Origin of the sequence: Pseudomonas sp. AN3A02 (assembly GCF_011765255.1) — a bacterium.
In the GTDB taxonomy this organism is placed as follows: domain Bacteria; phylum Pseudomonadota; class Gammaproteobacteria; order Pseudomonadales; family Pseudomonadaceae; genus Aquipseudomonas.
The window spans coordinates 191,589-214,405 of sequence record NZ_JAARNI010000003.1 but is presented as its reverse complement, the minus strand read 5'-3'; the positions used below and the strand labels follow the sequence as shown (position 1 = coordinate 214,405).

General features: G+C 60.5%; 20 protein-coding genes. 10 read left to right on the top strand and 10 right to left on the bottom strand.

Features of this window, described 5'->3' with window-relative positions:
• Window positions 1-20: 20 nt before the first annotated feature.
• Window positions 21-650: a 5-formyltetrahydrofolate cyclo-ligase gene (locus tag HBJ59_RS15475; protein WP_076013078.1), complete on the top strand. Its 630-nt coding sequence runs from the start codon at window positions 21-23 to the stop codon at window positions 648-650.
• Between the two features lie 7 nt (window positions 651-657).
• Here the strand turns inward: HBJ59_RS15475 and HBJ59_RS15470 are convergent, their stop codons facing one another.
• Entirely contained in the window at window positions 658-807 is a 150-nt protein-coding gene (locus HBJ59_RS15470; protein WP_003213959.1) for a hypothetical protein, read from the bottom strand.
• A gap of 196 nt (window positions 808-1,003) precedes the next feature.
• Between HBJ59_RS15470 and HBJ59_RS15465 the strand changes: the two genes are divergently transcribed.
• From HBJ59_RS15465 to HBJ59_RS15450, 4 genes are all read left to right on the top strand, one after another.
• A complete protein-coding gene (locus HBJ59_RS15465; protein WP_167664043.1) occupies window positions 1,004-1,453 on the top strand; it encodes an EVE domain-containing protein in 450 nt (149 codons plus the stop codon).
• Between the two features lie 189 nt (window positions 1,454-1,642).
• On the top strand, window positions 1,643-2,608 hold the full coding sequence (locus HBJ59_RS15460) for an HlyD family secretion protein (RefSeq protein WP_076013080.1): 966 nt from the start codon (window positions 1,643-1,645) through the stop codon (window positions 2,606-2,608).
• On the top strand, window positions 2,605-5,325 hold the full coding sequence (gene rbbA, locus HBJ59_RS15455) for a ribosome-associated ATPase/putative transporter RbbA (protein WP_167664042.1): 2,721 nt from the start codon (window positions 2,605-2,607) through the stop codon (window positions 5,323-5,325). The genes HBJ59_RS15460 and rbbA overlap by 4 nt, the downstream gene beginning before the upstream one ends.
• 1 nt (window position 5,326) lies before the next feature.
• The gene (locus HBJ59_RS15450; protein WP_076013082.1) at window positions 5,327-6,445 is read left to right on the top strand and encodes an ABC transporter permease; all 1,119 of its coding nucleotides are present in this window, start codon (window positions 5,327-5,329) and stop codon (window positions 6,443-6,445) included.
• A gap of 118 nt (window positions 6,446-6,563) precedes the next feature.
• Here the strand turns inward: HBJ59_RS15450 and HBJ59_RS15445 are convergent, their stop codons facing one another.
• Entirely contained in the window at window positions 6,564-6,971 is a 408-nt protein-coding gene (locus HBJ59_RS15445) for a flagellar basal body-associated protein FliL (RefSeq protein WP_167664041.1), read from the bottom strand.
• Window positions 6,972-7,120: 149 nt separating this feature from the next.
• On the opposite strand from HBJ59_RS15445, the gene HBJ59_RS15440 reads away from it, so the two are divergent.
• The 3 genes from HBJ59_RS15440 (at window position 7,121) to glpT (ending at window position 10,412) form a co-directional block, all read left to right on the top strand.
• Entirely contained in the window at window positions 7,121-8,098 is a 978-nt protein-coding gene (locus HBJ59_RS15440) for an NADPH:quinone oxidoreductase family protein (RefSeq protein WP_076013084.1), read from the top strand.
• A 75-nt stretch (window positions 8,099-8,173) separates the two neighbouring features.
• Window positions 8,174-8,791, top strand: coding sequence for a flagellar basal body-associated protein FliL (locus tag HBJ59_RS15435; protein ID WP_167664040.1), 618 nt, complete (start codon window positions 8,174-8,176; stop codon window positions 8,789-8,791).
• A 283-nt stretch (window positions 8,792-9,074) separates the two neighbouring features.
• Complete coding sequence (glpT, locus tag HBJ59_RS15430; protein ID WP_048729316.1) at window positions 9,075-10,412, top strand: glycerol-3-phosphate transporter; 1,338 nt, start codon at window positions 9,075-9,077, stop codon at window positions 10,410-10,412.
• On the opposite strand, the gene HBJ59_RS15425 is transcribed toward glpT, so the two are convergent.
• Window positions 10,409-11,062 (bottom strand): gamma-glutamylcyclotransferase, encoded by a 654-nt coding sequence (locus HBJ59_RS15425; RefSeq protein WP_076013086.1) that lies wholly within the window; start codon window positions 11,060-11,062, stop codon window positions 10,409-10,411. The two genes, glpT and HBJ59_RS15425, sit on opposite strands and share 4 nt — an antisense overlap.
• A 40-nt stretch (window positions 11,063-11,102) precedes the next feature.
• Window positions 11,103-13,496, bottom strand: a complete 2,394-nt coding sequence (locus HBJ59_RS15420) for a TonB-dependent siderophore receptor (RefSeq protein ID WP_167664039.1) — start codon at window positions 13,494-13,496, stop codon at window positions 11,103-11,105.
• Between the two features lie 329 nt (window positions 13,497-13,825).
• On the opposite strand from HBJ59_RS15420, the gene HBJ59_RS15415 reads away from it, so the two are divergent.
• Window positions 13,826-14,302 (top strand): sn-glycerol-3-phosphate transporter, encoded by a 477-nt coding sequence (locus tag HBJ59_RS15415; RefSeq protein WP_167664038.1) that lies wholly within the window; start codon window positions 13,826-13,828, stop codon window positions 14,300-14,302.
• Between the two features lie 151 nt (window positions 14,303-14,453).
• Here HBJ59_RS15415 and HBJ59_RS15410 read toward each other — a convergent pair whose 3' ends face one another.
• The 6 genes from HBJ59_RS15410 to HBJ59_RS15385 form a co-directional block, all read right to left on the bottom strand.
• Entirely contained in the window at window positions 14,454-15,422 is a 969-nt protein-coding gene (locus HBJ59_RS15410) for a CDP-6-deoxy-delta-3,4-glucoseen reductase (protein WP_167664037.1), read from the bottom strand.
• Complete coding sequence (gene ubiD / locus HBJ59_RS15405; protein WP_017476626.1) at window positions 15,422-16,888, bottom strand: 4-hydroxy-3-polyprenylbenzoate decarboxylase; 1,467 nt, start codon at window positions 16,886-16,888, stop codon at window positions 15,422-15,424. Before ubiD ends, HBJ59_RS15410 begins: the two co-directional genes overlap by 1 nt.
• Window positions 16,889-16,977: 89 nt before the next feature.
• The gene (locus HBJ59_RS15400; RefSeq protein ID WP_167664036.1) at window positions 16,978-18,963 is read right to left on the bottom strand and encodes an acyltransferase family protein; all 1,986 of its coding nucleotides are present in this window, start codon (window positions 18,961-18,963) and stop codon (window positions 16,978-16,980) included.
• A gap of 155 nt (window positions 18,964-19,118) precedes the next feature.
• A complete protein-coding gene (gene rho / locus HBJ59_RS15395; RefSeq protein ID WP_008438874.1) occupies window positions 19,119-20,378 on the bottom strand; it encodes a transcription termination factor Rho in 1,260 nt (419 codons plus the stop codon).
• A 234-nt stretch (window positions 20,379-20,612) separates the two neighbouring features.
• Window positions 20,613-20,942, bottom strand: a complete 330-nt coding sequence (gene trxA / locus HBJ59_RS15390) for a thioredoxin TrxA (protein WP_003213989.1) — start codon at window positions 20,940-20,942, stop codon at window positions 20,613-20,615.
• A 121-nt stretch (window positions 20,943-21,063) separates the two neighbouring features.
• On the bottom strand, window positions 21,064-21,759 hold the full coding sequence (locus HBJ59_RS15385) for a FadR/GntR family transcriptional regulator (protein ID WP_167664035.1): 696 nt from the start codon (window positions 21,757-21,759) through the stop codon (window positions 21,064-21,066).
• Window positions 21,760-22,012: 253 nt separating this feature from the next.
• On the opposite strand from HBJ59_RS15385, the gene HBJ59_RS15380 reads away from it, so the two are divergent.
• On the top strand, window positions 22,013-22,798 hold the full coding sequence (locus tag HBJ59_RS15380; RefSeq protein WP_076013092.1) for a transporter substrate-binding domain-containing protein: 786 nt from the start codon (window positions 22,013-22,015) through the stop codon (window positions 22,796-22,798).
• The last annotated feature ends 19 nt before the right edge of the window (window positions 22,799-22,817 follow it).

Genomic DNA, 22,817 nt, shown 5'->3' with positions numbered 1-22,817 from the left:
TGTTTTATGAGCCGAAAACCATGACCGAACCTGCGCCGCTTTCCCGCCCGCAACTTCGACGCATGCTGCGCACAGCCCGCCGCGCCCTGACGCCCAGCGAGCAACGCCAGGCCGCCCTGGGCCTGTATCGGCAACTGGCACAGCACCCGCTGTTTCGCCGAGCCAAACACATCTCCTTGTATCTACCGACGGACGGTGAAATCGATCCGCGCCTGCTGCTGCGCGCCGCGCAACGCCGGGGCAAAGCGACTTACCTGCCGGTGCTCAGCGCATGGCCGCGAACCAAGATGGTGTTTCAGCGGGTACGGCCCGGCGAGAAGCTGAGCCCCAACCGTTTTCGCATCCTTGAGCCACAGGTGAATGTCAGCCGGCAACGCAAGGTCTGGGCGCTGGACCTGGTGCTGTTGCCACTGGTGGGATTCGATGATGTGGGCGGACGGCTGGGCATGGGCGGCGGTTTCTATGACCGCAGCCTGGCCTACATGGCCCGCCGGAAATCCTGGCGCAAGCCGACACTGTTGGGCCTGGCCCATGAATGCCAGAAGGTCGAACGATTGGCGCAGGCGAGCTGGGATGTACCGCTTGAGGGCACAGTCACCGATAAGGATTGGTATATAGCAGAGACGCTACTGGAACCAGCAGCGCCTTAAAGACAGGTCAGCGTTTGAACGGTTGCGGTTGTTGCTGTGCGAGTTCAATCGGTGCGTCAGTCTTGTTCGACCACAAGCTCTGCGCATAGCCGGTGGTCACGACGCCCAGACCGAACAAAATAACCAATATCCATAGTAAATCCGGTTTGCGTTTCATCGATTGCCCCCCTTCAGGCATCTTGCACACGATGACAGCAACGTTCCATTAGTAGTCCGTGCCAGCTGCGCCAAGCTCAAAACCCCGGCATTCTGCGTTAACGTGGACCAACACGCAAACCTTGACGCCAACCGACCGTCGGTTTGTCATAAAATTGCCGGACAACTTTCCCAATCGTCTTTTGAGGAGCGAAAACATGGCCTATTGGCTGATGAAATCCGAGCCCGATGAACTGTCCATCAAGGGCCTGGAAAAGCTCGGCGAAGCCCGTTGGGACGGGGTGCGCAACTATCAGGCGCGTAACTTCCTGCGGGCAATGGCGGTGGGTGACCAGTTCTTCTTTTATCACTCCAGCTGCCCGGAACCGGGGATTGCCGGCATCGGCAAAATCGTCGAGGCGGCCTACCCGGACCCGACCGCGCTGGAGCCTGACAGCCATTATTTCGACGCCAAAGCCAGCCCTGAGAAAAACCCGTGGAGCGCGATCAACGTCGCCCACGTCGAGACCTTCCCCAAGGTTCTGGGGCTGGGCTATCTGAAACAGCAAACCGCCCTCACCGAACTGCCCCTGGTGCAAAAAGGCAGCCGCCTTTCGGTGATGCCGGTCACCCCTGAGCAATGGGCCGCCGTACTCGGCCTGCTTTAACTGTAGGAGCGAGCTTGCTCGCGAAAAACTCCAAGGCACCGCGACTATCCAGACAGGTCGCGTTATCGTTGACGTTTTTCGCGAGCAAGGGCTAGGCGCCCCCCTCGTTCCTACAGTTCATTTGACCCGCATCAAGGGCCTTCGGGCAGGATCGGTCAAACTAGGACGCTAACGCCGCAGGATGCACCCATGTCGACGAACCACCGCACCTCCCATCTTTTCGCCATTCCATTGATTGTCTTGCTGCTGGCCGCCGGCGGCTTTGGCTATTGGCAATCCACCCAGGACCGCCTGCCCGAAGGCTTGAGCATGGGCAATGGCCGGCTGGAATCGACCGAAGTGCAGATCGCCGCCAAAATCCCCGGGCGCCTCGCCGAAGTGCGGGTGGACGAAGGCGACAAGGTGCTCAAGGGCCAACTGTTGGCGCGCATGGACACCCGCACTCTGGAAGCCCAGCGCGCCCAGGCTGAAGCCGAAGTGCTGCGCGCCAAAGAGAATTTCGCCGCCGCCCAAGCCAATGTGCAACTGCGCCAGAGCGAACAACTGCTGGCCAGCCAGGAACTCAAGCGCACCCAGGAGCTGTACAAACGGGGCTTCGCCAGCGGCCAGTTGATCGACCAGCAGCAGGCGCGGCAAAACACCGGCAACGCCGCCGTGGTCGCCGCGCAGGCCCAGGTCAATTCGGTGAAGGCCGCCATCGGCGCCGCCCAGGCCCAGGTCGCGCAGCTCACCAGCGAAATCGAAGACAGCAGCCTGCGGGCGCCCATCGACGGCATCATCCAGCTGCGCCTGGCCGAACCCGGCGAAGTGCTCGGTGCCGGTGGTCGCGTGTTGCTGCTAATCGACCCCAACGACCAATACATGAACCTGTATCTGCCCGCTTCAGTCACAGGCGCTTTGACCGTGGGCAGCGACGCGCGGATCGTCCTCGACGCCCTGCCGAAGCAACCGCTGCCGGCGAAAATCAGTTTTGTCGCGGCCAAGTCGCAGTTCACCCCCAAGGAAGTGGAAACCCGCGACGAACGCCAGAAGCTGGTGTTCCGGGTCAAACTGCGCCTGACCCAACCGAGCGCCGTGCCCCAAGCCAAACCGGGCATGCCCGGCGCCGGCTATGTGCGCACCGCTGAACTGGACTGGCCGGCCAACCTGCAATGAGCGGCCTGGCGCTGCACGCCACGGGCATCAACCATCGCTACGGCAAGCAACAGGCGCTGATCGACATCGCCTTCAGCTTGCCCGCCGGCACACGCTGCGGGCTGATCGGCCCGGACGGCGCCGGCAAGTCGAGCCTGCTGGGCCTGATTGCCGGGGTCAAAAAGCTTCAACAAGGCGAACTGCAAGTACTCGGCGGCTCCATCGAAGACCGCCGCCATCGCAACAGCCTGTACCCGCGCATCGCCTTCATGCCCCAGGGCCTGGGCGGCAACCTGTACCCCGAGCTGTCTATCAGCGAGAACATCCGGTTCTTCGCCACGCTGTTCGGCCTGACGAAAGCCGACTGCGAACAGCGCATGCATAACCTGCTGCTGGCCACCGACCTTGCGCGCTTCGCCGAGCGCCCCGCCGGCAAACTCTCCGGCGGCATGAAACAGAAACTCGCCCTGTGCTGCGCGCTGATCCACGACCCGGACCTGCTGATCCTCGACGAGCCCACCACCGGCGTCGACCCGCTGTCCCGTCGGCGCTTCTGGGAGCTGGTGGAAACCGTACGCAGCGAACGCCCGCAGCTGACATTGCTGGTAGCCACTGCCTACATGGAAGAAGCCGAGCAGTTCGAACACTGCCTGATGCTCGACCGCGGCAAGCTGATCGCCGACGGCTTGAGCAGCGAACTCGCCGCCGCGACACCCAGCGGCAAACTGGACGAAGCCTTCACCCATTTCCAGGGTGACAGCGCCCACAACAACCGGCCGCTGGTGATTCCGCCACGGCAAAGCGACAACACCGACATCGCCATCGAAGCCCACGACCTGACCCTGCGCTTCGGCGACTTCACGGCGGTCGACAAGGTCAGCTTCGGCATTGGCCGAGGCGAGATCTTCGGTTTCCTCGGTTCCAACGGCTGCGGCAAAACCACCACCATGAAAGTCCTCACCGGGCTGATGCCCGCCACCGAGGGCACCGCGACCCTGCTGGGCAACCCGGTAAACGCCAAGGACCTGGCGACCCGCAAGCGCGTGGGTTTCATGTCGCAAAGCTTCTCGCTGTACGGCGAACTCAGCGTGCGCCAGAACCTGGTGCTGCATGCGCAGTTGTTCGACCTGCCGAAGGCTGAAAGCGGCCAGCGCATTGATGAGTTGATCGAGCGTTTTGACCTGGGCGACGTTGCCGAGCAGCCTTCCGGCGAGCTGCCATTGGGTTTGCGTCAGCGTTTGTCCCTGGCGGTGGCGGTGCTGCACCGCCCGGAAGTGCTGATCCTCGATGAGCCGACCTCGGGCGTCGACCCAGCCGCGCGGGATGATTTCTGGCGGTTGTTGATTGAGCTGTCCCGGGAGCAGGGCGTGACGATCTTCCTGTCCACGCACTTCATGAACGAGGCCCAGCGCTGCGATCGGATCTCGCTGATGCACGCGGGTAAGGTACTGGCCTGCGACACACCAGATGCGCTGCAACAGCAATTCCACGGCGAGACCCTGGAAGCAGCGTTCGTCACCTGCCTGGAACAGGCCCAAGGTGCGCCCGAAGCAACTACCGCACCCACCGAAACCGTCAGCGAACCCATGGCGCCGCCCGTCAGCAAACGCGGGTTCAGCATCGCCCGCCTATTGGCCGTCGCCAGCCGCGAAGGCAAGGAACTGCTGCGGGACAAAGTGCGCATGGCCTTCGCCCTGCTGGGTGCGATTTTCATGATGGTGATCTTCGGCTACGGCATTTCCCTGGACGTGGAAAAGCTCGCCTTCGCTGTCTACGACCAGGATCAAACGCCGCAAAGCCGTGCTTACTTGGAAGCATTCCGCAGTTCGCGCTATTTCGCCGAGCAACCGCCGATCACTGACTCCAACGAACTGCACAAACGCCTGCAACGCTCGGAAATCAAACTCGCTCTGGAGATCCCGCCGGGTTTCGGCCGTGACCTCTACGCCGGCCGCCAACCCGCCGTGGCCGCCTGGCTCGATGGCGGCATGCCATTCCGTGCGGAAACCAGCCGCAATTATGTAGAAGCGGTGCATCAGGCCAATCTCCAGCAACTGGCCGAACTAAACAGCACGCCACTGAATCAGCAAGCCACCGCCAAACTGGAAACCCGCTTTCGCTACAACCAGGACGTGGTCAGCGTGAACGCCATCGGCCCGGGCGTGATGGCGCTGATCCTCGCCTTCATCCCGGCGATGCTCACGGCCCTGGGGATCGTGCGCGAAAAGGAACTGGGCTCGATCACCAACTTCTACGCCACACCGCTGACTCGCTTGGAGTTCCTGCTGGGCAAACAGGCACCGTACCTGGCGGTGAGCCTGATCAACCTCGGGCTGCTGGTGGCAATGAACCGCTGGCTATTCGGCGTGCCCTTCAAGGGCAGCGGCGTGACCCTGGCCTTCGGCGGCCTGCTGTATGTGCTGGCCACCACCAGCATGGGCCTGCTGATTTCCGCGTTCACCCGCACCCAGATCGCGGCGATTCTCGGCACCATGATCATCACCAGCCTGCCGACCATTCAGTTCTCCGGGCTGATCGTGCCGCGCTCGTCCCTGGAAGGTGCCGCCGCGTTGATGGGCATGCTGTTCCCGGCGGGCTACTTCCTCGACATTGCGGTGGGCACTTTTACCAAAGCCCTCGACCTGCGCCAGTTGTGGCCGCAGTGCCTGGCGCTGTTCGGGTTCTTCCTGGGGTTCACCGGGCTTAGCCTGATCATGCTCAAGAAGCAGGAGGCCTGAGATGCACAAGTTCGCCCATATCCTGCGCCTCGGCATCAAGGAACTGACCAGCCTGCGCCACGACAGCGTGTTGCTGCTGTTCCTGTTCTACGCCTTCACCGTCGCCATCTACATGCCCGCCGCCGGTTCGGTGATCGGCGTGCACAACGCCAGCGTGGCCTTTGTGGATGAAGACCACAGCGCGCTGTCCCGACAACTGGCCGAAGCACTGCAACCACCGGAATTCCAGGCGGCGGTGCCGTTGCCGTATGACCAGCTGGACAAGGTGATGGACAGCGGCCAGTACACCTTCGTGATCAACGTGCCGGCGAATTTCCAGGCCGACCTGTTGGCCGGGCGCCAGCCGGGCGTGCAGGTCAACGTCGATGCCACGGCCATGAGCCAGGCGTTCATGGGCGCCGGGTATATCGGGCGGATTTTCCAGCGGGAACTGCTGACCTATGGCGGCCAGGCCGATGCGGCCCAAAAAGCGCCGGCGCTGCTGACCACCCGGGCGTTGTTCAACACCAACCTGGAAGGCGGCTGGTTTCTGGCGGTGATTCAGATCGTCAACAACATCACCATTCTCGCCATCGTGCTGACCGGCACCGCGCTGCTGCGTGAACGTGAACACGGCACCCTCGACCATCTGCTGGTGCTGCCGCTGACGGCACTGGAAATCATGCTGGCGAAAATCTGGAGCAACATGCTGGTGGTAGTGCTGTGCACCTGGCTGTCGCTGGAAGTGGTGGTGAAAGGCTTGCTCGGCGTGCCGCTGGCCGGGTCGCTGACGTTGTTTTTGCTGGTGACAGCGCTGTACCTGTTTGCCAGTACTGCCCTCGGCATCTTCCTCGCCACCCTCGCCCGCTCGACGCCGCAGTTCGGACTGCTGGCGATCCCGGTGATTATTCCGATGCTGTTGTTATCCGGCGGCAGCACGCCACTGGACAGCATGCCGCAATGGTTGCAATGGGTGATGCAGGGCTCGCCGTCGACGCATTTTGTGAGCCTGAGTGCGGCGATATTGTTCAGGGATGCAGGCGTGACTGTGGTGTGGCCGGACTTGCTGGCACTGGCGGGGATTGGGTTGTTGTTCTTTGCGGTGGCGTTGGCGCGGTTCAGGAAGAGCCTGGCTTCCTGAGGTGTCTGTCAGGGCCTCTTCGCGAGCAAGCCCGCTCCCACATTCAACCGCATTCTCATTTTAGAACTCGGTCAAGTGTGGGAGCGGGCTTGCTCGCGAAGGGCGCGAAGCGACCGGCTTACTGGATGATCAGGTTGTTGAACAACAAATCCTCAACCTGCGGCTTGCCGGTCTCGTCGTTCATTACTTGCTGAGTCTGCTTCAGGGCTTCCTGGCGCAGCTTTTCCTTGCCGTCGACGCTGCTCATGGCGTCGTTGGTTTGCTGGGTAAACAGCGCCACCAACTGGTTGCGAATCAACGCATCGTTGGCTTTGACGGCGGCCGCCGCCTCGGGGCCGGTCACCCGCAGGGCGATATCCGCCTTGAACACCCGCAGCTTCGCAGTGCCGTCCAGGCCGTAGTTACCGACGAACGGCGGGCTCAGGCTGATATAGCTGACCTTCGGCGCGTCGCCTTCTTTGGCTTCTTCGGCCTGGGCGGCCATCGGCAGTGTCAGGGCCAGCATCAACAGGATCCACGCTTTCACAATTCATTCCTCAATTCGGTTGCCCAGTAGCATAACGCTAGCAGCCCTGAGCACAAGCTTATGGCGACTTATCAGGCCGGGGCATGCTCGTTGACCCGTCGCCCTGCCCACCTACACTTATCGGCCAACACGCCAAAAGGAATAGTCCGATGAAAGCTGTGCTGTGCAAAGCCTTCGGCCCCGCCGAAACCCTGGTGCTGGAAGACGTCGAAAGCCCGGCGATCAAGAAGAACGAAATCCTGTTGGATGTGCATGCCGCCGGGGTCAATTTCCCGGACACCCTGATCATCGAGGGGAAATACCAGTTCAAGCCGCCCTTCCCGTTTTCGCCAGGCGGTGAAGCGGCGGGCGTGGTCAGCCAAGTCGGGGAAAACGTCAGCCACCTGAAAGTCGGTGACCGGGTGATGGCGTTGACCGGCTGGGGCAGCTTCGCCGAGCAGGTCGCGGTACCAGGCTATAACGTGCTGCCAATCCCGCCGAGCATGGACTTCAACACCGCCGCCGCGTTCAGCATGACCTACGGCACGTCGATGCACGCACTGAAGCAGCGGGCCAACCTGCAGCCTGGGGAAACCCTGCTGGTGCTCGGTGCTTCCGGCGGTGTCGGCCTGGCTGCGGTGGAAATCGGCAAGGCCATGGGCGCCCGGGTGATCGCCGCGGCCAGCAGTGCCGACAAGCTGGCGGTGGCCAAGGCGGCCGGTGCCGATGAGCTGATCAATTACAGCGAAGCCAGCCTCAAGGACGAAATCAAACGCCTTACCGGCGGCAACGGTGTGGATGTGATCTACGACCCGGTGGGCGGCGACTTGTTTGACCAAGCTATTCGCGGCATCGCCTGGAATGGCCGGCTGCTGGTGGTGGGCTTTGCCAGCGGGCGCATTCCTGAGTTGCCGGTAAACCTGGCGCTGCTCAAGGGCGCGTCGGTGGTCGGGGTGTTCTGGGGGTCGTTTGCCCAGCGCCAGCCTCAGGACAATGCCGCCAACTTCCAGCAACTGTTCAACTGGTTTGCCGAAGGCAAGCTGAAGCCGCTGGTGTCTCAGGTGTACCCGCTGGAGCAAGCGGCGCAGGCAATCAATGACCTCGGCCAGCGCAAGGCCGTCGGTAAGGTCGTGGTGCAGCTACGCTGACGATTGTTTCATTTTGTCGGCGAGGTGCCTGGGCCCATGATCGGCCGAGGCACTCATTCATTGGCAGGAAAAATAATGGTCACACGGTTGCGCGCGCTGCTGCTGGGGTTGTTGATGGTGATCTCGGCTCAAGCCTTTGCCCATAAAGAGGACAAGGATGTGCGTAGGCTAAACAACGTGACCGTGCTGATCGTGCGTCATGCAGAAAAACCCGATGAAGGCCCGTTGCTAAGCCCCAAGGGCGAACAAAGGGCGGCAGCCTATGCCAGTTATTTCGACCCACTGTTGTTGAATGGAGTCTCTGTGGTGCCCCAGCGGCTGATCGCTACCAGCGACAGCAAGGAAAGCTCCCGCCCTCGCCTGACCCTGACGCCGCTGGCCCAGCGCCTGCAACTCCCACTTGAAACACCCTACTCAGACGATCAAGTCGGCAAGCTGGTGAAGTCGCTGCGCAAGTCCAACCAGGCCCAAACCGTGCTGATCGCGTGGCACCACGGGCATATCGACAAGTTGATCGAAGCCTTTGGCGGCGACGGCCCGGCACTCACCGGCATGAAGAAATGGCCGGAAAATGTGTATGACTGGCTGATCGTGTTGCGCTTCGACGAACAGGGCCAACTGGTGGAGTCACGCAGCCAGAAAGTCCAGGAACACCTGCTTCCAGGTGATATCGCAGCCGCCAACGGCATCTGAACCGAATCACTGTCTGTGGCGAGGGAGCTTGCTCCCGCTGGGTCGCGAAGCGGCCCCCAAAGATGGGCCTGCTGCGCAGTCCAGCGGGAGCAAGCTCCCTCGCCACAGGTTCTTGGCATTCCCTCCTGAAAACGTCCTTCACTTGCCTCTAAGCGACATGTTCGTAAAAGAACATGCAATTGCACTCTATTCCTATGCCCGCAGATAAGAGGCGGTGCTATTTTCGGTAACGAAACTGTAACATTCGCATCCGCAGTCAAAACAAGAAATCTGGAGCTCTTGAATGTTTGCTTTCTTCCGTCCTGCCGCACATCAGGCGCCCCTGCCTGAAGAAAAAATAGACAGCACGTATCGACGCCTGCGCTGGCAGATCTTCGCCGGTATTTTCTTCGGCTACGCCGGGTACTACTTGCTGCGCAAGAACTTCTCTCTCGCCATGCCGTACCTGATCGACGAGGGTTACACCCGTGGCCAGTTGGGCCTGGCGATGTCGGCGATTGCGATTGCCTACGGCCTGTCCAAGTTCCTCATGGGCCTGGTGTCCGACCGCTCCAACCCGCGCTACTTCCTGCCTTTCGGCCTGCTGGTGTCCGCCGGGGTGATGTTCATTTTCGGTTTCGCGCCTTGGGCAACGTCCAGCGTGACCATGATGTTCATTTTGCTGTTCATCAACGGCTGGGCCCAAGGCATGGGCTGGCCGCCAAGTGGGCGGACCATGGTGCACTGGTGGTCGCAGAAGGAACGCGGCGGCGTGGTTTCCGTATGGAACGTGGCGCATAACGTCGGTGGTGGCTTGATCGGCCCGCTGTTCCTGCTGGGCATGGCGTGGTTCAACGACTGGCACGCGGCGTTCTACGTCCCGGCCACCGTGGCCCTGCTGGTGGCGGCATTTGCCTTCATTACCATGCGCGACACTCCGCAATCGGTGGGCCTGCCGCCTATCGAGGAGTACAAGAATGACTACCCGGAAGGCTACGACGCCAGCCACGAAGACGAATTCAGCGCCAAGGAAATCTTCGTCAAGTATGTGCTGCGCAACAAAATGCTCTGGTACATCGCCTTCGCCAACGTCTTCGTCTACCTGCTGCGCTACGGCGTACTGGACTGGGCACCGACGTACCTCAAGGAAGCCAAGCACTTCGACGTGGATAAAACCTCGTGGGCGTACTTCTTCTACGAGTGGGCGGGCATTCCGGGCACGCTGCTGTGCGGCTGGATGTCGGACAAGATCTTCCGTGGCAACCGAGGCCTGACGGGCATTGTGTTCATGGCCTTGGTGACCGTCGCGACCCTGGTCTACTGGCTCAACCCGCCGGGCAACCCGATGGTCGACATGATCGCGCTGTTCTCCATCGGCTTCCTGATCTACGGCCCGGTGATGCTGATCGGCCTGCAGGCGCTGGAGCTGGCACCGAAGAAAGCCGCCGGTACTGCGGCGGGCTTTACGGGCCTGTTCGGTTACCTGGGTGGTTCGGTGGCAGCGAGTGCGGCCATGGGCTACACCGTTGACCATTTCGGTTGGGACGGCGGTTTTGTGCTGCTGATCGGCGCGTGCCTGCTGGCGATTGCATTCCTGATCCCCACCTTGTGGCACACCAATAGCGTCAGTACCGCACGTTAATCGTCGGAACAGCCTTTGGAACACCGCTTGAGCCGCGCCTCCAGATTCTTGTCTGGCATGGCGTGGCTACGCAGGGCGTTGACGGTCTGCTCGACATAATCGCGAGTGGTACCGTAACGCCCGCAAGCGCTTTGCAACACGTGATTCAGCACGATATCGGGCAAATTCCCGGCATAGCTGGGCAGGTGCCGTTCCAAAACAAATCCCAATGCCTGCACCTGGCTGCCATCTTCAAGACGGCAGGTGAGCCAGTGTGGCCGGTAGGACGGGTAAGGCATCTCGCGCTGCCACAAGGCATAAAGCGAAGCCTCCAGCTGATCTTCCGGCAAGCGGTAGGCAAACCCACTGCACGAGCCACCACGATCCAGGCCAAACACCAACCCCGGTGTTTCCGGCGTGCCCCGGTGCTCATGGGACCAGAGGTACAAACCCCGGTGATAACCGTGGACCCGCGCCCGCATGCGTTGTGTGGACGAACATTCAGGCCGCCAGATCAGCGAACCATAGGCGAATAGCCAGACCGGCCCACCCTTATGCAAAGCCATGGTGGCTTGCATCGAGCTCATCAACTGTTCGTGAGTGAGTTGCGGCCCCAGATCGAGCCGCGGAGGGTAAGCCAATTGCAAAAGATCAGATTCAATGGCGGTCATGGCAAATCGCTTAGGTCTCCTTTGTTGTTACGAGAAGCTGTTACCAGTTGTAAGCAACTTTACCGTAATAGAACGCGCCGCTGTAACCGTACGGCGAAAAAGTGCTATAGGCCAAATTGCCACCACTGCTGGCGTAGGCATTGAGTTTTTCCGGGTATTTGTCGGTGACGTTGTCGCCGCCAACGGTGAAGGTCCAGTTTTTCAGCTTGTAGTCGGCTGACAGGTCCAACAGCCAAGCGGCCTTGAAGCTCTGGTCGTTGGCCGGGTCGGCCTGGTAGCTGGTAAATGAACCATAGCGCACCAAATTACTGTGCAGCGCCCAATTGCCGAAGCTCAGGTCGTTACCCAGGCTCAACTTGTGCTGGGGCGTGGTGTCGCCCAACAGTCCGATGCGTTCGCGACGATCCACCCGGACCAGGCTCGCACCCAGGCTATCCAGTACAGCCGGGTTGGCTTTTACGTCGGTGACCTTGGTGTGGTTGTAGTTGTAGCCCACGGTGCTGTTCCAGCGCACACCGTTGTCCAGTTGGTAGCGATAGTTGGCCACCAGGTCGACGCCATTGGTGGTGGTGTCGGTGGCGTTGGTGAAGTAGCGCACCGTGGTGTAGTTGATGTTGCCGACGCCATTGGCCTGCAGATACGCGAGCGCAGCCGGGTTCTTGCTCAGGTCCAGATTGGAGGACAGGCTGATGCGGTCGCTGATGTCGATACGGTAGACGTCGGCGGTCACAGTCAGGTTGTCGGTAGGCTCCAGCACCAGGCCGAGGCTGTAGTTGCGGGACTTCTCGGCTTTCAGGTCGTCAGCACCGAGCAGGCGCGCCACCTGGCTGTTGGCCGGGAACGTACCGGCTTCCTGGATGGTGTTGCCGATCAGCTGCGACGAGGTGTAGGCGAAGTTTTGCTGCGCCAGGGACGGCGCGCGGAAACCGTTGGATACACTGCCGCGCAAGGCCACTTGCGGGGTGAAGTCGTAGCGGGCCGAGAGCGAACCGCTGACGTTGGAGCCAAAATCACTGTAGTCCTCATGACGCACGGCAGCCGAGGCGCTGAGTTTTTCGGTGAAGTTGGTTTCCAGGTCCAGGTACTGCGCCCAGTTATGGCGCGTGCTGGTGCCGGCGTCGGAATCCCGGAAGCCGCCCAGGCCCGAACTGCCGGTCTGGTAGTAGGACGCCGGGTCACCCGCCTTGATCTGGTAACCCTGGTCCAGGTATTCGCCACCAAACGCTACCGACACCGGGTACGGCAACCAGCCCAGGCTGAACTCCCGCGACAGGTCCAGGCTGAGTTGCTTCTGATCATTGACCAAAGTGCCGTTGTCGAACTTGCGCGGCGTCGCCAGGCCCAGTGAGGTGTTGATGGTTTCGGTACCGATCTGGTATTGGTTCTTGCCATAGTTGACCGACACATCGTAGTGCCAGTCATAGGCCAACAGGCCGCGCAGACCGACCGCCAGGGACGTGTCTTCCACGTCGCCGCGAATCAGTGGCAAGTAGCCGTTGGGGTTGAGCGCAGGAATATTGTTGCTCGCGTTGCTGGCCCGGTAGAACGCCGCCGTCTCGCCGCGGGTCTTGCTGTAGCCGCCAAACGCGTAGAATTCGGCGGCTTCGTTGAAGGAGTATTCCGAGTTGAGAAACAGCTTGCCCTGGTCGGTAGCCGGCTCGCCCTGGCGGAATACTCGCTGGCCATAGGTCGTCGAACCGACGCTGCCCGGACGCAGATCCTTGCCGGCGCGGTTTGTGTAATCGTTGTCGGCACCTTCGGCCGAGATATTGATAAAGCCGTTATCGCCCAGCGCCACACCGGTGTTGCCGCTGAGATTGCGCTGGATACCGTCACCCTTCTTGTACTCACCGAACTTGCTGGTGATCGAGCCACCGTGGTCGTCATGCTTGAGGATCACGTTGATCACCCCGGCAATCGCATCGGAGCCGTAACGGGCCGATGCGCCGTCACGCAGCACTTCAATATGGTCAACCGCCGACAGCGGGATCGCATTCAGATCCGCCGGTGCCGAGCCGCGGCCCACTGCGCCGCCGAGGTTGACGAAGGCACTGGTGTGGCGGCGCTTGCCGTTGACCAGCACCAACACCTGGTCCGGTGACAGGCCGCGCAGTTGCGCCGGGCGTACCAATTCGGCGCCGTCTACCAGGCTGGGGCGTGGAAAGTTGATGGACGGAATCAGACGGGCCAACACCGCGCCCAATTCATCAGAGCCGGTGCTGCGCAAGGTGTCGCCGGAAATCACATCGATGGGCGACAGCGAAGCACTGGCCGTGCGCTCTTGGGCGCGGGTGCCGGTCACGATGACTGTGTCGAGTTTGGGTACATCGGCAGTGGCCGTTTCAGCGGCTGCCACTGGACTGAATCCCACAGCGGTCAGCAAGTTAGCCGACAAAATCGCCGTGTACAGCAGGTGCTGCTTGTTGCTCCCCATACCGCTCCCCTTGGAATCAAAAGCCAGAACGTCAATGCTCTGAGCTCATACGATCGATCCGTGTGGCGGACGGTGGCGGTCATTTATTGGTTATTGGCAGAAAGTCGGTAGTCCGTTGTCATATAGCTTAATGATATTTATGTAACAAATTAAATACCTTTAAAGAATAAGCGAATGCATAAGCCCGGGCCGCTCCGCTCATCAGGATTGGCCGCCTCAATCCCTGTAGTTTCAGCGCACGTTCAGCCTAGAGGCGCTGGGAGCCGTCAAAATACGCACTCATCACGACCCACTTAGCCGACAACCGAACCGACTATCGAGGTCGCACCATGAAATACCGACTTTCCAGCCTGCTGCTCCTGGCACAGGCCACCACCGCCATGGCGATGGAAGCACCCACCCAGGACGAAAAAGGCTTCTGGTACGCCCAGACAAGCGTCTACACCCGGCATTTTGCGCCAGACAAGGACCACAACAACAATCAGGACCTGATCGGCCTGGAGCGCAATGAAGCGTCAGGCCTGGTGTATGGCGGGGCGACATTTCGCAACTCGTTCAGACAGCGGTCGTACTACGCCTACGCCGGCAAACGCTACGACATGACCGATTATCCGGTGTACTTGAAGCTCACTGGCGGCGTGATCCAGGGCTATCGCGGCAAGTACCGCGACAAGATTCCGCTGAATGGACTGGGAGTGGCGCCGGTGATCATCCCGTCCGTGGGCACTCACTACGGGCCGGTTGCCGCCGAGCTGGTGTTGCTCGGGTTTAATGCGGCGATGGTGACGACGGGCGTGCGGTTTTAATTGAGCCGCTGAAGGGCTTCTGTGGCGAGGGAGCTTGCTCCCGCTGGGGCGCGAAGCGGCCCCTGAAGTTCATGCGGTCTTTCAGATAGAACCCAGCGACTGTTTTGGGGCTGCTACGCAGCCCAGCGGGAGCAAGCTCCCTCGCCACATGTTACGGACGGGGTGCGTAGGCAAACACATCGGCACGCATCTGGTGCGCATCCATGCCGGCCTCGACCAACGCATCCAGGGTGCCATAGATCATCGCCGGTGAGCCGCTGGCGTAGACGTGCACGGCCTTGAGGTCGCTGATGTCTTCGCACACCGCTTCATGCAGCAACCCGCAGCGCCCTTCCCAGCCACACAGGTCGCTGACCACTTTGTGCAGAAACAGGTTGGGCAGTTGCAGCCACTGGTCCCAGTGCTCGATCTCGTAGAAATCTTCCGGTCGACGTACACCCCAATACAGATGCACCGGGTGCTTGAAGCCACTGGCGCGACAGTGTTCGATCAGGCTGTGCATCTGCGCCATGCCGGTACCGGCGGCGATCAGCACCAGCGGCCCGTCGGGCAGTTCGGCCAAGTGGGTATCGCCAAACGGCATTTCGATGCGGGCCATCTGGTTGCGCTGCAACTGCTCCAGCAGGCTGCGGGCACTGTCTTCACGGGCCAGTACGTGCAATTCCAGCTCGCGCCCGGCGTGGGGCGCCGAAGCCAGGGAGAACGCCGACTTCTCGCCGTTTTCCCGTTCGATCATCAGGTATTGCCCGGCGTGGTAACGCACTGCCTTGCCGGCCGGAGCCCGCAGGCGCACGCGCCACACGTCACCGCCCACTCCAACGCACTCACTCAGTTGGCAAGACAATTTGCGCACCGGCAACTCTCCCGGCGCCAGCACGCCATCCCACAACACAATGCAATCTTCCAGCGGTTCGGCAATGCAGGTAAAAAACTCGCCATGGTCACGCACCTCACCGGCTTGCTGCACCCGGCCTTCTACCAGCAGCGCTGCACATACGTGGCACACACCATTGCGGCACGCCTGGGGGCAATCGTAGCCCAGGCGTCGCGCGCCCTCGAGAATCCGCTCGCCGGGCGTCAGTTCAAGTACCGCACCGGAAGGCTGCAGGGTTACACGCATCAATCTATTCCTAATTCTTTCCAGAGCGCATCCACACGGGCAGTTACCGCTTCGTCCTTGACGATCACGCGGCCCCATTCTCGGGTAGTTTCACCCGGCCACTTATGGGTGGCATCCAGGCCCATTTTCGAGCCGAGGCCCGATACCGGCGAGGCAAAGTCGAGGTAGTCGATCGGCGTGTTATCGATCATCACCGTGTCGCGCTTGGGGTCCATGCGCGTGGTGATGGCCCAGATCACGTCGTTCCAGTCCCGGGCGTTGATATCGTCGTCGGTGACAATAACGAACTTGGTGTACATGAACTGTCGCAAAAACGACCACACACCCAGCATTACCCGCTTGGCGTGGCCGGGGTACGACTTCTTCATCGTCACGATGGCCATGCGGTACGAGCAGCCTTCGGGCGGCAAGTAGAAGTCGGTGATTTCCGGAAACTGCTTTTGCAGGATCGGTACAAACACTTCGTTCAACGCCACGCCGAGGATCGCCGGCTCATCCGGTGGACGGCCAGTGTAGGTGCTGTGGTAGATCGGCTTGATTCGATGGGTGATGCGCTCGACGGTGAACACCGGGAAGCTGTCGACTTCGTTGTAGTAGCCGGTGTGGTCGCCGTACGGGCCTTCATCGGCCATCTCGCCGGGGTGAATCACGCCTTCAAGGATGATTTCGGCGGTGGCCGGCACTTGCAGGTCATTACCACGGCATTTCACCAACTCGGTGCGGTTACCGCGCAACAGACCGGCGAAAGCATACTCGGAAAGGCTGTCGGGCACTGGCGTGACCGCGCCGAGGATGGTCGCCGGGTCAGCGCCCAGGGCCACCGAAACAGGGAATGGCTTGCCCGGATGCTTTTCGCACCACTCACGGAAATCCAGTGCGCCACCACGGTGGCTCAGCCAGCGCATGATGACCTTGTTGCGGCCAATCACTTGCTGACGGTAGATGCCGAGGTTCTGGCGGTCCTTGTTTGGGCCTTTGGTGACGGTCAGGCCCCAGGTGATCAGCGGGCCGACGTCTCCAGGCCAGCAGGTCTGCACGGGGAGCATGCCGAGGTCGACGTCATCGCCTTCGATGACCACTTCCTGGCATACCGCGTCTTTCACGACCTTGGGGGCCATGGCGATGATCTTGCGGAAAATTGGCAGCTTCGACCAGGCGTCCTTCAGACCCTTGGGTGGCTCAGGCTCCTTGAGGAAGGCCAGCAGCTTGCCGATCTCCCGCAGTTCGCTGACGGACTCGGCGCCCATGCCAAACGCAACACGGTCGGGGGTGCCGAACAGGTTGCCGAGCACCGGGATATCAAAGCCCACCGGGTTTTCGAACAGCAGCGCCGGGCCCTTGTTACGCAAGGTGCGGTCGCAAATCTCAGTCATCTCCAGGACCGGGGAAATCGGCACCTGGATACGTTTCAACTCTCCGCGCTGCTCAAGTTGCTGCACGAAATCCCGAAGATCCTTGAATTTCATTAACCATGCCACCCGTAAAATAGGCGTACATCCTACCTGCTCTTACGGTCGCTGGCAGCTTATTGAGCAGCATTGCCGACGACACAGACTCAAAGAGCGGATGCCTGGGTTTCATTGCGCAAGGCTTTGAACAACGGTTCAAGGAACGCCTCGACATACCGCGAGCCGACCGCCGAGAGGTGATTGTCGTCGGTGTACAGCGACTGACCGTCCAGTTCCACGCGACACCACTCATTCGCACTGCATAGCTTAGGCGCCGGATCCATTATCTTTACCCCGGGATCCGCCGCCGCGATTTGCTCGAATACCTGACTGATATAGGCCTGACGCTGAAGGTGCTCAGCCAGGGGCATGCCTTCTTTGTCGGTGGGACGGCCAAGCATCGCCAGGCGACTGAGGCGGTAAGGCGGATTGAATTCCTGCAGGGGGACTTCCTTGACCAGCCACACCCGATGGCCGCTGGCGCGCAATTGCTGCACAAGGGCGCCCAAGCTTTCAGCGAAGCGCCGCTCGGCGAAGGCGCGGTCATAGGTTCCGGTCGCCGGGTCCAGCAACGAAGCCTCGGTGTCACCATCGCGCTGCCCATAGACATACAGGCTCCAGCGCGCCACCAGCACCACGTCGCTAAAGGTTTCCTTGCCGAGCAGTTGCGTGACCTGCTGGTTAAAGGTCAAGCAGCCCGGAACGCTTTCCTTGCGATTAAACGGCAGGCAGCCGGCATACCCTGCCTGAGTGACGCTGACACCGTATTTGCTCGCGCCGTCTTGCAATGCCGGAACCAGCGCCGTGGCATGGCTATCGCCCCATACCAACGCGCGTGTCGGCGCGGACTGAGGTCCGAAATGACAAAATCCATGATGGCGATTTTTACCGCCGTCCACCAGGCAGGCCATGAGGTCCGGGCTCCACTCGCGCGCCTGGGCAAATTGCAGCGCCTCGGGCGACAGGCGCCAAGGCAACCCCTTTGTCCAGACCAGGCCTTTGCCGAGCAGCCCCACCGCCAGCAGCGCGATACCCGCCACCACCAGGATTTGCTTGCGCCCTGCCAACAACCGACGCTCACGGAACGGCGCCTCGACGAATCGCCAGGATCCGTAGCCCAGCAACAGGCTTAACACAAACAGCGCACCAAGCTCCCACGGCCCCAGGCCATCGACACTGGCGTACTTGCCGAACACGTAGACCGGCCAATGCCACAGGTACCAGGAGTAGGAGATCAGGCCGATCCCCACCAGCAATCGGCTGCCCAGCAGCTTGCTCGCCAGGGTGGCTTGCTGGCCGTTGGCCCAAATCAGGCAGACCACGCCCACCACCGGCAACAGCGCTGCGGCGCCGGGAAACGGCGTGCTTGGGTCATAGGCGAAGACCGCCAGCAGGATCAGGCCAAGACCGGCAAGGCTGACGACCTGCGCCAATGCCGGGCTCGCGCGGTACTGGCGTACAGGCATAACCGCCAGCATTGCGCCCGCCAACAGTTCCCAGGCACGCATCTGCAGCAGGAAAAAGGCTCTTTCCGGAGCGTGGGCCACCGCCCACGTACTCATCCCGAACGACACCAGCAACAACACAAACAGCGCCGCACGCCAGTGTTTGAGCCGGCTCGACAGTACTGTCAGCAACAGAGGAAAAAGAATGTAGAACTGTTCTTCAACCGACAATGACCAGGTATGCAGCAACGGCTTGATGTCGGAGGCCACATCAAAGTAGCCGTCCTGGCGCATGAAAAACAGGTTGGAGATAAACACCACCTGGTTGTGAATCGAGCGCCCCAACTCGCTGTAATCCTTGGGCGCCAGCAAAAACCAGCCCACCACCAGCGTGCCGAGCATCATCACAAACAGTGCTGGCAGGATACGCCGCGCTCGCCGGGCCCAGAAGCCGACAAAACTGAAGCGCCCGGCCTCACGTTCACGCCAGATGATCGAGGTGATCAAGTAACCGGAGATCACGAAAAATACATCAACACCGACAAAGCCGCCGGTGAAGCCCGGTACACCAAAATGAAACAGCACAACAGCGAGAACGGCAATGGCACGCAGGCCGTCAATGTCCCTGCGATAAGCGAGAATGGTCATAAATCTTGTTGTTTGCCTGATCAGATTGACAGCGAGTGTAGTCACACCCGCAAATTTGTTTCTAAACAGACACACACTAAGGCCAAACCTCCTTTTTCAGAAACAAAAAAAATGGCGCCCCATGGGGCGCCATCCTTTTTGACCGAAGCGTCGTGTTACTTGCGCTTCATCGACAGGAAAAACTCGTCGTTGGTCTTGGTGGTTTTCAGCTTGTCGATCAGGAACTCGATGGCAGCCACTTCATCCATCGGGTGCAGCAGCTTGCGCAGGATCCACATGCGCTGCAGTTCGTCGTCGGCGGTCAGCAACTCTTCACGGCGTGTGCCGGAGCGGTTGATGTTGATGGCCGGGAACACACGCTTTTCAGCGATACGGCGGTCCAAAGGCAGTTCCATGTTGCCGGTACCTTTAAACTCTTCGTAGATCACTTCATCCATCTTCGAGCCGGTTTCAACCAGCGCGGTGGCGATGATGGTCAGCGAGCCGCCTTCTTCGATGTTCCGCGCAGCGCCGAAGAAACGTTTCGGTTTCTCCAGGGCGTGGGCATCGACACCACCGGTGAGCACTTTGCCGGAGCTCGGGATCACGGTGTTGTAGGCACGCGCCAGACGAGTGATGGAGTCGAGCAGAATCACCACGTCTTTCTTGTGTTCGACCAGGCGCTTGGCCTTCTCGATCACCATTTCGGCAACCTGCACGTGGCGGGTTGGCGGCTCATCGAACGTCGAGGCAACCACTTCGCCGCGCACGGTGCGCTGCATTTCGGTTACTTCTTCCGGACGCTCATCGATCAGCAACACGATCAGGTGAACTTCAGGATTGTTACGGGCGATGTTCGCTGCGATGTTCTGCAGCATGATGGTCTTACCGGCTTTCGGCGGGGCCACGATCAGGCCGCGCTGGCCTTTGCCGATCGGGGCGCACAGGTCGATGACACGACCGGTCAAGTCTTCGGTGGAACCGTTACCGGCTTCCATCTTCATGCGCACGGTCGGGAACAGCGGGGTCAGGTTCTCGAAGAGAATCTTGTTTTTCGCGTTCTCGGGACGATCGTAGTTGATCGTGTCGACCTTGAGCAGGGCGAAATAACGCTCACCTTCCTTTGGAGGGCGGATCTTGCCAACGATGGTGTCACCGGTGCGCAAGTTGAAGCGACGGATCTGGCTCGGCGAGACGTAAATATCGTCTGGGCCGGCGAGATAGGAAGCGTCTGCAGAGCGGAGGAAGCCGAAGCCGTCCTGGAGAATCTCCAGCACGCCATCACCGGAGATTTCCTCGCCGCTTTTCGCGTGCTTTTTGAGCAGGGAGAAAATCACGTCCTGCTTGCGCGAACGGGCCATATTTTCTATGCCCATCTGTTCGGCCAATTCGAGCAGTTCGGTAATCGGCTTTTGCTTGAGTTCAGTCAGATTCATATAGGAATGACGTAATCATTTATGGAGGGGGGGAAATTAAGCTTTTGGCTTAATGAGGCCGCGCCGCAGAGAAGGCGACAGGATCGCGTACTAATCGAAAAGGAGAGCGTCGGCGACGGCTTGCAGGGGGCAGTGGAGAAACCAGTGCGGGGCCGAATGTACCACCTGAATTTCAGAGCGTCTAGCCCTGTCTCACGAAAAAGCCCCGCAATTTGCGGGGCCTTTTGAGGACGCTTAGATGTTGGCGTCGAGGAAAGCTTGCAGCTGGGACTTCGACAGCGCGCCGACCTTGGTGGCCTCGACATTGCCGTTCTTGAACAGCATCAGGGTTGGGATACCACGCACGCCGTGCTTGGCCGGGGTTTCCTGGTTGTCGTCGATGTTCAGCTTGGCAATGGTCAACTTGCCTTCGTAAGTGGTGGCAATGTCGTCCAGGACCGGAGCGATCATTTTGCAAGGACCGCACCACTCAGCCCAGTAGTCAACCAGCACCGGGCCCTGGGCCTTCAGTACTTCGGCCTCAAAGGTCGCGTCGGTGACGTGCTTGATAAGATCGTTGCTCATGGATGTCTCCGGGTTGTAAGCAAAAAAAACGTTGCCCATCATAGCCGCCCTTCCCGCGTTCAGGAAGCCGCAGCTGATTGACTCTTGCTATGGTGGTGCATGAGTTTGGGTATAGCCCAATTCATGGGGTCACGGGAGTCATGAACGCAATGCCGGTGCGCAGCGCTGCGTTACGTACGTGTTCCTGCATGCTTTTCTGGGCCGCCCCGCTGGCGCGCCGGGCCAGCGCACGGAGGATCTTGCGGTGCTCCTGCCAGGTCTCCATGGCCCGCTCCGGCCGGATGAACGGTAGCTTCTGACTCTCCAGAAACACCTCGGCGCTGGCACTGAGAATATTCACCATCGCCTGATTGCCGCTGGCCAGCAGGATGCGCTGGTGGAATTCGAAGTCCAGCCGGGCCGCGGCTTCAAAGTCGCCGGCCTTGAGCTCCTTGCGCATCGCCTCGACATTGTCTTCCAGGCTATCCAGCTCATCGGTGGTCAGCGTCACCGCCGCCAGCCCCGCGGCAAAGCCTTCCAGGGCGTAGCGCAGTTGGAAGATATCCAGCGGCGTTGCCTGCGCCGTAAACGGCCAGGCCAAACCCGGAAGCTCCTCGGGCGCTTGCACGAACACGCCCTTTCCCGGCTGCACACTCACCACGCCTAACGCACTGAGCGACGACAAGGCTTCGCGCAACGAGGCCCGGCTCACGCCCAATTGCAGCGCCAGCTCGCGCTGGGAGGGCAATGCATCGCCCGGCCCGAAGCCTTCGTCAGCGATCAACTTGCGGATGGCCTGTAGCGCCACTTCCGGTACGGCTTGGGCGATTGAATTCATAAAAACTCGAGTTTTCGTCAACTGAGCGAATAGTTGTAAAGCTATTCGCAGCGCCCGGCAAGCCACGCCCCAAAGGGGCTCGCGGGGTTTTGAAGGCGCTCGAAAAGGGTGCAGAAAACGCGGAAACTGTTCAGACCAGTAAGACCGCCAGAACTCAACAGCTACCGGCCTTCCAGCGAATTAAGACAGTGCTGGCATGGGCTGTGCACTGGCAAAACTCAGAAAATCCTTTCGTCCCTTTCGGAGAGTTGCCATGACCAAGCGTTGCAGCGCCCTGCTCACTGCCCTGTTTGCCAGCCTGATGCTGAGCCAGGCGCCCGCCCAGGCCAACGGTCTGGACGATATCGTCGCCCGTGGCACCCTGAAGGTGGCCGTGCCTCAGGATTTCCCGCCGTTCGGCTCGGTCGGCCCGGACATGAAGCCTCGCGGGCTGGATATCGACACCGCAAAACTGCTGGCCGACCAGCTCAAGGTCAAGCTTGAACTGACCCCGGTCAACAGCACCAACCGCATCCCGTTTCTTACCACCGGCAAGGTCGACCTGGTAATTTCCAGCCTCGGCAAGAACGCCGAGCGCGAAAAGGTCATCGACTTCTCCAAGGCCTACGCGCCGTTCTACCTCGCCGTATTTGGCCCGCCAGATGCGCCGATCAGCACCGTTGACGACCTCAAGGGCAAGACCATCAGCGTGACCCGCGGTGCCATCGAAGACATCGAGCTGACCGCCGTCGCGCCTAAAGAGGCAACGATCAAGCGCTTTGAAGACAACAATTCGACCATCGCCGCCTACCTCGCCGGCCAGGTGGACCTGATCGCCAGCGGCAACGTGGTGATGGTGGCCATCAGCGAGCGCAACCCCAAGCGCGTACCGGCACTGAAAGTGAAGCTCAAGGACTCGCCGGTCTATGTGGGCGTAAACAAGAACGAGCCGGCGCTGCTGGACAAGGTCAACCAGATTCTGGTCGCGGCAAAAGCTGACGGCAGCCTGGAAAAGAACGCAATGCAGTGGCTTAAAGAGCCGCTGCCGGCTGATCTCTGATCGCGGTAACGAGGGTTAG

Bases quoted from the DNA above. Each gene is read 5' to 3' on its own strand.
- HBJ59_RS15475 (WP_076013078.1), top strand. From the start codon at position 21: ATGACCGAACCTGCGCCGCTTTCCCGCCCGCAACTTCGACGCATGCTG.
- HBJ59_RS15470 (WP_003213959.1), bottom strand. From the start codon at position 807: ATGAAACGCAAACCGGATTTACTATGGATATTGGTTATTTTGTTCGGT.
- HBJ59_RS15465 (WP_167664043.1), top strand. From the start codon at position 1,004: ATGGCCTATTGGCTGATGAAATCCGAGCCCGATGAACTGTCCATCAAG.
- HBJ59_RS15460 (WP_076013080.1), top strand. From the start codon at position 1,643: ATGTCGACGAACCACCGCACCTCCCATCTTTTCGCCATTCCATTGATT.
- rbbA (WP_167664042.1), top strand. From the start codon at position 2,605: ATGAGCGGCCTGGCGCTGCACGCCACGGGCATCAACCATCGCTACGGC.
- HBJ59_RS15450 (WP_076013082.1), top strand. From the start codon at position 5,327: ATGCACAAGTTCGCCCATATCCTGCGCCTCGGCATCAAGGAACTGACC.
- HBJ59_RS15440 (WP_076013084.1), top strand. From the start codon at position 7,121: ATGAAAGCTGTGCTGTGCAAAGCCTTCGGCCCCGCCGAAACCCTGGTG.
- HBJ59_RS15435 (WP_167664040.1), top strand. From the start codon at position 8,174: ATGGTCACACGGTTGCGCGCGCTGCTGCTGGGGTTGTTGATGGTGATC.
- glpT (WP_048729316.1), top strand. From the start codon at position 9,075: ATGTTTGCTTTCTTCCGTCCTGCCGCACATCAGGCGCCCCTGCCTGAA.
- HBJ59_RS15425 (WP_076013086.1), bottom strand. From the start codon at position 11,062: ATGACCGCCATTGAATCTGATCTTTTGCAATTGGCTTACCCTCCGCGG.
- HBJ59_RS15420 (WP_167664039.1), bottom strand. From the start codon at position 13,496: ATGGGGAGCAACAAGCAGCACCTGCTGTACACGGCGATTTTGTCGGCT.
- HBJ59_RS15415 (WP_167664038.1), top strand. From the start codon at position 13,826: ATGAAATACCGACTTTCCAGCCTGCTGCTCCTGGCACAGGCCACCACC.
- HBJ59_RS15410 (WP_167664037.1), bottom strand. From the start codon at position 15,422: ATGCGTGTAACCCTGCAGCCTTCCGGTGCGGTACTTGAACTGACGCCC.
- ubiD (WP_017476626.1), bottom strand. From the start codon at position 16,888: ATGAAATTCAAGGATCTTCGGGATTTCGTGCAGCAACTTGAGCAGCGC.
- HBJ59_RS15400 (WP_167664036.1), bottom strand. From the start codon at position 18,963: ATGACCATTCTCGCTTATCGCAGGGACATTGACGGCCTGCGTGCCATT.
- rho (WP_008438874.1), bottom strand. From the start codon at position 20,378: ATGAATCTGACTGAACTCAAGCAAAAGCCGATTACCGAACTGCTCGAA.
- trxA (WP_003213989.1), bottom strand. From the start codon at position 20,942: ATGAGCAACGATCTTATCAAGCACGTCACCGACGCGACCTTTGAGGCC.
- HBJ59_RS15385 (WP_167664035.1), bottom strand. From the start codon at position 21,759: ATGAATTCAATCGCCCAAGCCGTACCGGAAGTGGCGCTACAGGCCATC.
- HBJ59_RS15380 (WP_076013092.1), top strand. From the start codon at position 22,013: ATGACCAAGCGTTGCAGCGCCCTGCTCACTGCCCTGTTTGCCAGCCTG.